The following is an 11,773-nucleotide window of genomic DNA, read 5'->3' on the forward strand; positions in this document are numbered from 1 at the left end:
TTCCACGCCCACCGCCCCGACAACGACTCGACCTAGCGCCCCTGTGGGGGGTGTGCCCGCAAATCCCTGCCACTCACAACTGGGCGCTGAGGATCACCGCGGCGCGCAACGCAAGCACACCGATCAGGACCAGCCCGGGCGCGCTCACCGACGCGAGCAGCGGCTGGGCGACCACGGCCCCGTCGGCGGTGACGGCGAGCCGGGCGGTGACGAGCCCGCGAAGCCCGGGCACCATCCCCGCGAACGCCACCAGCCACAGCAGGATCCAGGGGAAGCCGAAGGCGTCGTCCAGCGCGCCGTGCGGGATGAGGGTGAGCACGAAGACCACCACCAGCGCGAGCTCGAGGAGCGTGAACAGGCGCTCGGAGAGCTCCAGCATGCCCGCGCTGGCCCGCGCGTCCGCCCGGTAGCGGACGAGCAGGAGAAGCAGCGCCGCCGAGCCGGCGAGTCCGGAGGCGAGGAAGAGCCCGCCGAGCGCCCACGTGTCGCTCCACACCGGCTGGTTGGAGACGGCCAGGAGCACGCCGGTGTAGCCGGCGATGAACAGGCCCAGGACCGCCCCGACGGTGATCCACAACCTGCCCGGCGTACCGTCCAGCAGCCGCACCGCCCGGTTGGCAGGTGAGCCGCGGATCTTCCGGTCCCGCACCAGCACCTCGAGAAACGACACCGTCGCGAAGAGACCGAAGGCCACCAGCGCCCACGAGCCGACCGACATCGGCGACCCGGACTTGAAGTTGAAGCCCTCCGAGCCCGGCGTGGTGTTCCACAGCATGTGCCAGAAGCGCAGCGGCTGGGTGAGGTCCAGCGTCAGCAGGATCGGGCAGGGCAGGAAGGTCAGGAAGGCGGCGTAGTAGCCGACCCGTGCCGCCGGCTCGTCGGAGCGCTCGCCCCACAGGCGGAGCAGCGTGGCGATGAAATAGGAGCCGCCGGCCAGGCCGGCCAGGAAGAAGTAGGGCACGATGTACCAGGTCCAGTCCGGCGAGCGGACGAAGTGCTGGGCCTGGGCCAGAAGGATCATCGCGCTCCCGCCTCGGCCGTTGGCGGCGTCTCGTCGGGCGCTGGCTCCTGGGGCGATACCTGTCGTCGGCGCAGGGCGATCAACCCGCCGAGCACGCCCAGCACCGCGGTGACCGCCGTGGTGAGCCAGCCGCCGGCGTTGTTGCGGCCCGGGAGCGTCGCGTTGGCCGCGTTGGGCAACCGGTAGGCCTCCGGCTTGTCCATGAGCAGGAAGAACGCGTTGAGCCCGCCGTAGACCTCCTGGTCTCGCCCGTACAGGTTCGCCTCGACGACGCCCTGCGAGTGGAGGTCGGCCAGGCGCTTGTCGGCCCGCTGCTGCAGCTCGTCGAGGGGGCCGAACTGGATCGACTGGGTCGGGCAGGCCTTGGCGCAGGCCGGCTCCATCCCGCCCTGGAGCCGGTCGTAGCACAGCGTGCACTTGCGCGCGACGTGCGCCTCCTCGTCCATGCCGATCACGCTGTACGGGCACGCCGAGATGCAGTTGCGGCAGCCGTTGCAGACGTCCGGCTGGATGAAGACGGTGTCGAACTCGGTGCGGATGATCGCCCCGGTCGGGCAGACGTCCATGCAGCTCGCATGCTGGCAGTGCTTGCAGACGTCGGACATCATCAGCCAGGCCTTGCCCTGGCCGGTACCCAGCGTCACGTCGGGCACGTTGTCGATCATCTGCACGTAGCGCCAGTTCTGCGAGTCCAGCTGCCCGGTGTTGTCGTAGCCGTCGATGAACGACGGCTCATGGCCCGAGAGCATGTTCCACTGCTTGCAGGCCACCTCGCAGGCCTTGCAGCCGATGCAGACGCTGGTGTCGGTGAAGAACCCGTAGGCCTGGCCAGGCACGATCTCGGCCATCTCAGAACCCCATCAGGTTGGGCGTGATCTTGGAAAGGCCCAGCTCGGCCGCGTGGAGGTCCAGCGGCAGCGCCGCCAGCTCGTCCACCTCGGGCACGGCTCGGGCGTCGCGGCCCAGGTCGACGTCGATCAGGTAGCGCTTGCAGCTGTGACAGCCCTCGATGCGCACGTGTGGGAACATCGGGCCGTCGGGCGGCGCGGGAGCCGCGGGATCGCCGCGCCCCACCACGGGCCGCTCGCTCCGCTCGGCGTAGACGGTGCGCTGGGCGGTCCTGGTCTCCCCGCACGAGGCGCAGGCGCTGCCGGAATACCTCCAGGTCGCCCCGCAGCGGGCGCAGGCCAGGTGCCGGTGCTCGCTCACCAGCCCGTCGTCGGAGTGGGCGCGGTAGCTGAGCTGCGGCGGTCCGCCGCAGCGCGGACAGTGCCGGCCGCCCCTGGGCGACGGGTCCCGGGCGCAGGCGGCGTCGGCGTCGAGCGCTTGCAGCGGCCCCCGCAGGGTGGCGCGGGCCAGGTAGCGCTCGACCGGCGCGAGCTCGTCGCCGGCGAGCCAGGCGGCCAGCGGCTCGGAGGTGACACCGGCTTCGAGGAGCCCACGGGTGGCGCCGGCCAGCGGTTCCGGGCCGGCCTCCGCCGTCGCCTCCACGACCCGCGGGAGCACGCGCCCGGCGGCCCAGCCGGCCAGCGCCGGAGGCTCCGGCCGCTCCCGGTGGGCGGCGTCCCATGCCTCGTCCCAGACGTCGAGCAGGGCGACGTAGAGGGCGAGCACCTCTGCCGCGAAGGGGTGGCGGGCGCGCAGGGCCTCGGCCCGTCGGCGCTGGGGCGTCCACGGACTGGTCGCGGTCGCGCCGAGTGCGGTCATCAGAGCTTCTCGATGTTCACGAGGAACGCCTTGAACTCGGGGGTGCGTGCGCTGGCGTCGCCGACGAACGGCGTGAGCGCGTTGGCGAGCCAGTGCTGGCCGGTCTTGATGCCGACGAAGCCCCAGTGGATGGGGATGCCGATCTGGTAGACCTTCTTGCCATCGATCTGGAGCGGGCCGAGGCGCCCGGTCACCACCGCCCGGACCTCGAGCTTGCCCCGCTTGGACGAGACCCGGACCAGGTCGCCGTTGGCGATGCCCTTCTCGCTGGCGAGCTCGGCGGGCACCTCGACGAACGCCTCCGGTTGCAGCTGGACCAGCTGCTCGACCTGCTGGGTGATGTAGTGCTCGTGCTCGGTGAGCCGGTAGCTGGTGGCCACGTACGGGTACTCGTCCCGGGTGCCGAACCGGTTGGGCCGGCCGGCCGCCTGGTCGTAGAGGAAGGCCACGGGCGTCGCCGAGACCTCGGGGTGCAGGGGGTTGTCGACCGGGGACTCGATCGGCTCGTAATGCTCGGGGAACGGCCCGTCCGCCACCGAGCTGCTGAACAGCCGCCCCGTCCCCTCCCCGGTCATGATGAACGGCAGCGGGGCCTTGGGGTCGCGCGGGTCGGCGTCGGGCGGGTAGTCGGGCACGTCGCCCACCCACTTGCCGGCGGCGGCGTCCCAGCGGATCCCCGCCCGCTCCGGATCCCACGGGCGGCCCTGGGGATCGGCCGAGGCCCGGTTGTAGAGCACGCGCCGGTTGAGCGGCCAGCTCCACCCCCAGTTGTGGTAGAAGCCCATGCCGGTCGGGTCGTTGCCCGCGGGGTCCTGGACGCCGTCCCGGCGCTTGGCCAGGTTGCCGCTCTCCGGGTAGTGCCCGGTGTAGATCCAGTCGCCGGCGGTGGTCGTGCCGTCGTCCTTGAGGTCGGCGAAGGTCTCCAGCCGCTTGCCGGTGCGCAGGTCCCGGCCGTTGATCTCCTGGGCGATCTCGTCCAGCTCGGGCTTGACCGGGTCCCGGTACGGCATGGACAGCTCCAGCAGCGGCGCCGGGTACTTCCCTCCCTGCCGGCGGTAGAGGTCGCGCACCCGCTGGAACAACTCGGCCATGATCCAGTGGTCGTGGCGGGCCTCGCCCTCGGGAGGCAGGACCTGGTCCTTCCACTGGGCCCAGCGGCCGCTGTTGGTGAACGAGCCGTCCTTCTCGATCCAGTGGGTGGCCGGCAGCATGAACACCTCGGTCTGGACCGTCGCCGGGTCGGTACCGGGCGCGCGCCAGAACTCCGAGCTGGTGGTGGCGAAGGCGTCCATGACGACCAGCCACTTGAGGTTGGACAGGGCGTGCAGCACCTGGTTGGAGTCGGGCCCGATGCTGGTCGCGGTCATCCCCGACAGCATCAGCCCCTCCATCTTGCCCTGGAGGGCCTGGTCGAAGATCGAGATCCAGGACGCGTTCCCGGCCGGCTTGGGGAGGTGGTGGAAGGCGAACTCGTTCTTCTTGGTCGCCGCGTCGCCGTACCAGGCCTTGAGCAGGCTCACCATGAACTTGCGGTAGTTGGTGCCGAAGAAGTTGATGGCCTCGGGCAGCGCCTGCTTGCTCGCGCTCTGCTCTACGTAGTCGTCCAGGTTGCGCTGGCCGGGCGCGGGGATCCGCAGGTAGCCGGGCAGGATCTCCCAGGAGATCGCGTGGTCGGTGTTGCCCTGGATGTTGGCGTGGCCCCGCTCGGCGTTCATGCCGCCCCCCGGACGCCCCATGTTGCCAAGCAGGAGCTGGAGCACCGCCCCCGAGCGGATGAGCTGCACGCCGGTGGTGTGGTGGGTGAGGCCGACGGCGTAGATGATCGTCATCACCTTGTCCGGCCGACCCATCTCGCCGACCAGCTTCGCCACCTCGAGGAACTGGTCGCGGGGGATGCCGGTGATCCGCTCGACCATCTCCGGCGTGTACCGGGAGTAGTGCTTGCGCAGGAGGTTGAAGACGGAGCGCGGGTGGTCGATGTCGACGCGGGCGAACCCGCCGGTCGGCCCAGGTCCGTGGGCGAGCGGGCGTCTCTTCGTCTCGCGCTCGGTGCGCTGCTTCGACCCAGCCGCCTCGTACGCCCAGGCCGCGGGGTCGTACGTGCGTGTCTCCGGGTCATACCCGTTGAAGAGGCCGTCCTTGAACTCGTAGCCCTCCTTGACCACCAGGGCGGCGTTGGTCGCCCAGGTCACGTACTCCTTGTGGTAGAGCTCGTTCTGGAGGACGTAGTTGATGAGCCCGCCGAAGTAGGCGACGTCCGACCCGGTCCGGATCCGCAGGTGGATGTCGGCGACGGCGGAGGTGCGGGTGAAGCGCGGGTCGGCGTGGATCATCTTGGCGCCCCGCTCCAGCTTCGCCTTCATCATCCACTGGAACCCGACCGGATGGGCCTCGGCGGGGTTGGCCCCGTTGATCAGCATGAGATCGGCGTGCCGGATGTCACGCCAGTGGTTCGTCATTGCCCCTCTACCAAACGTGGCGGCCAAACTGGTCACCGTGGGGCCGTGTCAAACCCGGGCCTGTTGCTCCATGTAGACGATGCCGATGGCCCGCAGCAGCTTGGTGGCGAAGTAGCCTTCCTCGGAGCTGAACGCGGCCCCGCCGGCGAAGGCGATGCCCTCGGTGCGGTTCACCACGTGGCCGTCGGCGTCCATGGGGACGAAGGTGCGGTCCCGCGAGGCCTTGATCCGCTGGGCCAGCTTGTCGAGCGCGTCGTCCCAGGAGATCTGCTGCCACTCGCTCGCCCCCGACGCCCGGTACATCGGGGTGGGGACGCGCCGGCGGGAGACGGCGAGCTCCAGTGCGGTCGCGCCCTTCGGGCAGAGGCGTCCCTCGTTGACCGGGCTGTCCGGGTCGCCCTCGATCTGCAGCAGCTCGACCTTACCCTCGGCGTCTTTCTTGGTGTACGCGAGGAGCGCGCACCCCACGGCACAGTACGGGCAGACGGAGCGGGAGACGGTGGCTCCCTCGATGCGCAGGAGTTGCTGCACCTGCTTGGCCTGTGCGACATCGAAGCCGAGGACCGAGGCGCCGATGCTTCCGGCGCCCACCGCGCCGGCCTTCAGGAACTGGCGCCGTGTGACCTCCATGGTCGGCCTCCCTTGGCACCATCACGTCGTGGCGTCGCTTACGTTGCTTGCGTTGCTTCGCGTGTATGCGGTTTATCGCCAGCTTCGCCGATTTTCAAACGTCCGCGACGGTACGTCAACAGGTTTGGGCGTGCCCATTCAACCCTGGGCGAGATGGAGGTCGCGGCGATCCTCCGGGTCGTTGGGATTGCGCAGGATGTCCAGCAGCCGCGGGCCGGCGGGGACCAGCAGCCCGCCGGCACCGTTCGTGACGGCGTCGGCCAGGGCCGTCCGCCAGGCCGCACGACCCTCTGGCGGCGGGGTCAGGACCCAGCGCTCGGCCGTCTCCGCCTCGTCCTGGCGCTCGAAGGTTGCCGGCTCTCCGGGCAGGCGGCGGAAGGCGGCGGAGCCGGGGGCGAGGGCGGTGAGCTCCTCGAGTCTCCCGGGCCCGGCGGCGAGCGCCAGGCGGCCGTGGCTGAGGCGCCCGATCGTGGCCAAGGTACGGCCAAGGGCCTCGGATGGGTCCTCGGAGGCCGGTGTCGCGACCAGCAGCGCTCGGGAGGTGATGGCCGCCAGCGCCGCCAGCAACGCAAGGGGATCAAGCTCCGACTCGGGTTCGGGGTCGACCCAGAGCGCATGGGCGCCAGCGGCCTCGAAGGCCGCCGCGTCGGCGAGCCATTCGCCAAGTTCGGCCGGACCCCGAGCGAGGAGGACACCGACCTTGACCGTCGTTGGGTCCGGGGGAGGAGTCACGGCTCCTGCCCCGCCTGCCTCTCCTGTCGGTGCGGTTCCCTGCATCGCTGCCTACGTCTCCCGGCCGGCGACCCGCAGGCAGCGGACCAGCTGGCCGTTACTCGGCGGTCTTCGAGGTCGAGTATCACATGCTGGAGACGGCCTTCTCGGCTGCGAGGCCGGTGATCCGGCGGACCGGGACCTCATGCCAGTGGTGGGTCGGCTTGGACCAGGGGCAATTCGGTCAGCGGCCGGACGGCGACTTCTGCTCCGGCGGGCGCGTCGGTGGCGTCGGCGGGGATGACGGCGAGGGCGTTGCCGGCGGCCATGGCCGAGAAGCTTGAGGTGCCGCGACCGACGAGCGGTTGGGCTCGCAGATGGCCGTCCTCCCACCAGATGCGGCAGTGGACCAGGTGGAGCCGGCCGGGCCGGAGCTTGATCGGCGCGGTCAGCGTGGCCGGCAGGGAGGGGCGAAGCGACGGGGGCCTGCCCTGCAGGGCGAGGACGACGGGACGGATGAGTTCCTCGAAGCTGGCCAGGGCCGCCGCTGGGTTGCCGGGCAGGCCGCACAGGGGGACCCCGGCGACCCGGCCGAACGCGAACGGGCGACCCGGGCGCAGGGCGACCTGGATCGGCACGAGGTCGATCGTGCCGCCAAGCTGCCGTACCAGGTCGCGCTCGCCGACCGAGATTCCACCGATGGTGAGGACGAGGTCGGCCGTGCTGGCCGCCGCGTGGACCGCCTCGGCCAGAGCGGCCTGGTCATCCGGCGTAATCGGGCAGACATCGGCGACCGCGCCGACTTCGGCGAGGAGCGCACCCAGCGGCGCCGAGATGGCGTCGTGGATCTGACCCGGCCCCAGCGCGGCGCCCGGTGGGCGCAGCTCATCGCCGGTGGGCACGACGCTCACGACCGGGCGTGGGTGGGCGATGAGACGGTCGCGGCCCATGGCGGCGGCCGCCGCCAGCTGGCCCGGACCCAGGATCGTGCCAGCCGACAGGACCAGCCTGCCGGCGAGGAGATCCTCACCGGCGGCTCGGACATGCCGCCCCGGCTCGACGGCCCGGTCGATGATCACCGTCCCACCGTCGACCTCCGCCATCTCGACCGGGACGACGGCGTCCGCGCCGGTTGGCATGGCGGCCCCCGTCGCGATCGCGACCGCTGCCCCGGGCGCGACCTCACCCGGAAAGGGGCGGCCGGCCAGAGCGCGCCCCAGGGCCTGTAGCCGAACGGGTGCCGATGCCGTGTCCGCCGCCCGCAGGGCGAACCCGTCCATGGCCGAACTGGCGAACCGGGGCAGGTCGGCCGGCGCGCCCAGGTCTTCAGCCAACAGCAGGCCGGACGCCTGGGTCAGCGGTACCGGCCGGGGTGGCAGCGGCCGGATGTGGTCGAGGAGCAGACGGCGCACGGCCGCTGGAGTCCAAAGGTTCTCCGACACTGGACCTCCCTGCCGGCGCCGTGACGCTGCGCGCTGCCGTCAGTCTAGGGCGAGGGTGACCCTCCCCGTCGAGCAAACGCACCCGGGGGGCTTCTGGGCCGCGCCAGCGTTGCTGATCAGGCGCTGTGTCAGGCCGGTCTGTTGTAGCGGTAGCGGTGGGCGGTGGCCAGGAAACGGCGTTCGTCGGTCTCCAGCAACAGCTTGTTGGCCAGCATCTCATCGGCAACCGGCACCGGGGAGGTCGCCTCGATGCAGTACCCCGATCCGAGGGGGTCGAGCCGCACGACGCCGCCTCGCAAGACGCGGTAGCGGTAACCGCGGGCAGTCGTGACCTCGAACCAGCCGTGTGCCTGGTACTGCCTTCGCTGGTCAGGTGACAGCCAGCCCAGCAGCAGCGCCTCGGCCCGTCGCCGCGCCTGGCGGCGACGCGCCAGCGCGGCCTTGGCCCGCCGGATCGGCTCGAGCAGGCAGCACGCCAGGCCGACGACACCGGCCATCCCGATCGCCCACCACACCGCGACGGTCACGGCGCAGGTCCTAGCCGCCAGCCAGGCGCGGAGCCATGAACAGCTCGGTGTCCTGCTCGGGATTCCAGGTCTCAAGGGTGACCTGCTCGCCCCGGCCGTCCCCGGTCTGCCGGTAGACGAGCCGACCGGCCGTCTGCGCCTCCAGGAAGACCTCCTCGATCTCCCGAACGGTCGCCGGGTCGGCGGTGTCCCAGGTGCGCGTGGTGTCGCCGTCCACATCGGCGACATGGATGGTCCCGGTCATGTGCCGCGCCTCCTCCAACGGCGCTGACGCAGGACGGTCCGGGCCACCACCCGGCGGCCGCCCGTTCGGCCCTTCGCCAGCGATCTTCCTCGCTCATTCTGGGGGAACGACCGGCCTGATGGAACAACGGAGGCTTCACGACATCAGTCATCTAGCGGAACCGGTCGATGACCGACGCCAGGGTGGTCTCGTCGCCGACGTTGCCGGCGAACACGACATAGGGGATGCCGACCACCTCGGGGGCGGCGTCAAGGGGGCGGAAGACCGACACCAGCCCGGGGAACAGCTGGCCGAGGACCCTGGCGCGGCGGATGCCGAGGCCGCGGACGGCCACGTCGTGCGAGGTGATGCCGCCCTTGGCGACCACCCAGGCGGGCCTGGCCGGAAGCGCCCCGTGGACCACCTCGGTGACGGCGGCCGACACCCGCCGCGAGATCTCCAGGCTCTCGGTGGCGTCCCGGCCGCGTCGCAGCTCGCGGCTGGTGACCAGCAGCACGTCGGAGTGATCGAGCGCCGAGACGACCAGCCGGGTGGCCTCGGCGACGTGGCCATCGCGCCGGGCGGGGTCGGCGACGGCGGCGACGTCGAGCTCGACCTCGGCCAGGCCGCCTCGGTCCCGGGCGACCGCCACCTGCCGGCTGGTCAGGCCGACGTGCGACCCGACCACGACGAGCCCGTGCCCGCCGGGACGGCCGTCGCCCCAGAGGTCCGACGCCCCCAGCGGGTCCCGCGGATCCAGCCCGGCCAGGACCTGCACGAACGACGGCCCGGTGCGGCACAGGAAGGACCGGCCGGCCGCCTCGGCCTCGAGCAGCCCACCGACGACGACCTCCAGGTCGGCGTACTCCACGGCGTTCACGACCACGAACCCACCGCCGGTCACGCCGGCCAGGACCTCAGCCACCCGCGCCGGCCCGCCCAGGCGGAGGTCGTCCAGGGTGATGCTGGTGACCTGGTCCGGCCCGATCGTGCCGCCGCTCCTCTCGGCGACGAAGTCGCGCAGGTCGGAGGCCGCATAGCCGAAGGTGGCGTCGCGGGCGAACTCGGTCTCGCCGACCGGCAGGACGTCGGTGCCCACCCGGGCCCAGTGCACGTCCCCGGCGGTGAACCTGCCGGCCTCGAAGTACGCCGGGGCCAGCAGCACGCCGTCGAAGCCTCGGCCGGTCGCCTCCCGGCGCACGGCGTCCAGCGCGCGCACCTCGGCGATGACGTGCCCGCGCAGGGTCGAGTCGCTGCGGCTGACCACGTCGATCGGCGCGTCCAGCCGGTCGGCCAGCTCGAACAGCATCCGTCCGATGCGGGTGTTCAGCTCCACCGCGTCGGCCTCAGCCAGGCTGCGGGTGTTGGTCAGGATGAAGCAGGTCGAGCCGGCCTCGGCGAGACCGGCCGCCAGCTCGTCCGGCTCGACCACGGTGACCACCTCGACGCCGTGGACCGTCTGGGACCCCGTGGGGTCGTCGTCCAGGACCGCGATCCGCCGGCCCGCGTCGGCCAGGGCCCGGCGGATCCGCCGCCGGGCGTCCGGCTCCACCCGCGCCGGGGGCAGGTTGGCCGTCGGGTCCGCCGGTGTCATCGACCTAGGAGACCTGGAGGCCGCCGTTGATGTCGTAGGTCGCGGCGGTGATATAGCCGGCATCCTCGCCGAGCAGGAAGGCCATCAGGGCGGCCACCTCGGCCACCGTGCCCACCCGGCCAACCATGCTGTCGGCGCCAAGCTCGGCCTTGCGTTCCTGGGTCAGGGTCCCGCCCATGATGTCGGTGTCGATCGGCCCCGGCGCCACGCAGTTCACCGTGATCCCGTGCGGGCTCAGCTCGCGGGCCAGGGCCCGGCTGAAGCCGATGAGCGCCGCCTTGGAGGCGCTGTAGGGCACCTTGGAGTAGGTGCCGCCGCCCCGCTGGGCCGAGACCGACGAGACGCTCACGATGCGGCCCACCCCGGCGGCCAGCATGGCGGGCACGACCCGCCTGGTCACCAGGAACGCGCCGCGCATGTTGATGTCGAAGACGCGGTCCCACTCGGCCAGGGTCAGGTCCAGGAAGTCGACCGGAGAGCTCACCCCGGCCACGTTGGCCAGGCCGATGACCGGCGGCAGGCTGGCCTCGACCTGGGCGATGGCCACCTCGACCGAGTCCGGGTCGGCGACGTCGGCGGCGACGCCGAGCGAGGCCACCGACCGGTCGCCGCCGATCTCGGCGGCTGTCCGCTTGGCCGCCTCGCCGTCGAGGTCGAGGATGGCGACCGACCAGCCGTCGCGGGCCAGCCGGTCGGCGGTGGCGCGCCCGATGCCACGCGGGGAAGCGGCCCCGGTGATGACCGCGGTGCGCTCGGCGGGGAACGGATTGACGGCGTCCATGGGCCTGCTGCCTTCCAGTCGAGGTCAGGCGACCGTCATTCTCCCGAGGATCGGACCCACCAGCCAGCGGCGAGCCGACTGGCGTCATGTGACGGCCTCCAGACGATAGACGCCACCAGCCAGCGAGAGGGCGTAGAGTTCGCCAGCGTGGTCTTCGGCAAACGACACCAGGCCAGGCAGCCGCAGGCCCAGGTCGCGGTGGCGCAGGGCCTGCCCTCGGGCGCGGGCCAGCACCCTGATGCGGCCATCGCACACGTCGCCGTAGACGTAGGCGCCCTGCAGGCCGCGCAGCTGAGTGCCCCGGTAGACGAAGCCGCCGATCACCGCACACCGGCCGTCGCTGTGGTTGTATTGGTGGGTGGGCGGTACCACCTGGGGTGGGGGGCTGCCGGTGAAGCGGCGTCGGCCCTCCAGCCGGTTCCAGCCGAAGTTGGCACCCGCGGACCGACGCAGCGAGATGGCATCGATCTCCTCGAGGATGTACTGGCCGACGTCGCCGATCCACAGGTCGCCGGTGGCCCGGTCGAACGAGAACCGCCACGGGTTGCGCAGGCCATAGGCCCAGATCTCCGGCCGGGCGCCCGGTCGGCGCACGAAGGGGTTGGTGGCGGGCACCTTGTAGCCCTTGCTGCCGCTGGGCGTGGGATCCAGGCGCAACAGCTTGCCCGACAGCACGGC

General features: G+C 71.8%; 12 protein-coding genes. All 12 read right to left on the bottom strand.

All coding sequences use genetic code 11. The features are described 5' to 3' along the window. Nucleotides 1-73: 73 nt before the first annotated feature. Nucleotides 74-1,021, bottom strand: a complete 948-nt coding sequence (gene nrfD, locus VF468_17655) for an NrfD/PsrC family molybdoenzyme membrane anchor subunit (GenBank protein ID HEX5880117.1) — start codon at nt 1,019-1,021, stop codon at nt 74-76. Further along, the gene (locus VF468_17660) at nt 1,018-1,869 is read right to left on the bottom strand and encodes a 4Fe-4S dicluster domain-containing protein (protein ID HEX5880118.1); all 852 of its coding nucleotides are present in this window, start codon (nt 1,867-1,869) and stop codon (nt 1,018-1,020) included. The genes nrfD and VF468_17660 overlap by 4 nt, the downstream gene beginning before the upstream one ends. Nucleotide 1,870: 1 nt before the next feature. After that, nucleotides 1,871-2,728 (bottom strand): formate dehydrogenase accessory protein FdhE, encoded by an 858-nt coding sequence (gene fdhE / locus VF468_17665; protein ID HEX5880119.1) that lies wholly within the window; start codon nt 2,726-2,728, stop codon nt 1,871-1,873. Continuing rightward, nucleotides 2,728-5,223 carry a formate dehydrogenase-N subunit alpha gene (gene fdnG, locus VF468_17670; protein ID HEX5880120.1) on the bottom strand — a complete coding sequence of 832 codons (2,496 nt, stop codon included), beginning with the start codon at nt 5,221-5,223 and terminating at the stop codon, nt 2,728-2,730. The genes fdhE and fdnG overlap by 1 nt, the downstream gene beginning before the upstream one ends. A gap of 12 nt (nt 5,224-5,235) precedes the next feature. Next, nucleotides 5,236-5,817 (bottom strand): twin-arginine translocation signal domain-containing protein, encoded by a 582-nt coding sequence (locus VF468_17675; protein HEX5880121.1) that lies wholly within the window; start codon nt 5,815-5,817, stop codon nt 5,236-5,238. A gap of 138 nt (nt 5,818-5,955) precedes the next feature. Beyond that, nucleotides 5,956-6,594, bottom strand: a complete 639-nt coding sequence (locus VF468_17680) for an LLM class flavin-dependent oxidoreductase (protein ID HEX5880122.1) — start codon at nt 6,592-6,594, stop codon at nt 5,956-5,958. 137 nt (nt 6,595-6,731) lie between these two features. Next, nucleotides 6,732-7,970, bottom strand: coding sequence for a gephyrin-like molybdotransferase Glp (gene glp / locus VF468_17685; GenBank protein HEX5880123.1), 1,239 nt, complete (start codon nt 7,968-7,970; stop codon nt 6,732-6,734). A 128-nt stretch (nt 7,971-8,098) separates the two neighbouring features. After that, nucleotides 8,099-8,497, bottom strand: coding sequence for a hypothetical protein (locus VF468_17690; protein ID HEX5880124.1), 399 nt, complete (start codon nt 8,495-8,497; stop codon nt 8,099-8,101). A 10-nt stretch (nt 8,498-8,507) separates the two neighbouring features. Beyond that, nucleotides 8,508-8,741 (bottom strand): hypothetical protein, encoded by a 234-nt coding sequence (locus VF468_17695; protein HEX5880125.1) that lies wholly within the window; start codon nt 8,739-8,741, stop codon nt 8,508-8,510. Nucleotides 8,742-8,892: 151 nt separating this feature from the next. After that, nucleotides 8,893-10,314: a four-carbon acid sugar kinase family protein gene (locus VF468_17700; GenBank protein HEX5880126.1), complete on the bottom strand. Its 1,422-nt coding sequence runs from the start codon at nt 10,312-10,314 to the stop codon at nt 8,893-8,895. A 4-nt stretch (nt 10,315-10,318) separates the two neighbouring features. Continuing rightward, entirely contained in the window at nt 10,319-11,095 is a 777-nt protein-coding gene (locus tag VF468_17705; protein HEX5880127.1) for an SDR family NAD(P)-dependent oxidoreductase, read from the bottom strand. A gap of 84 nt (nt 11,096-11,179) precedes the next feature. After that, nucleotides 11,180-11,773: PQQ-dependent sugar dehydrogenase (locus VF468_17710; protein HEX5880128.1), on the bottom strand; the 594-nt coding region annotated here is incomplete at its 5' end.

The sequence above is a fragment of the Actinomycetota bacterium genome (assembly GCA_036280995.1).
Lineage (GTDB): Bacteria > Actinomycetota > CALGFH01 > CALGFH01 > CALGFH01 > CALGFH01.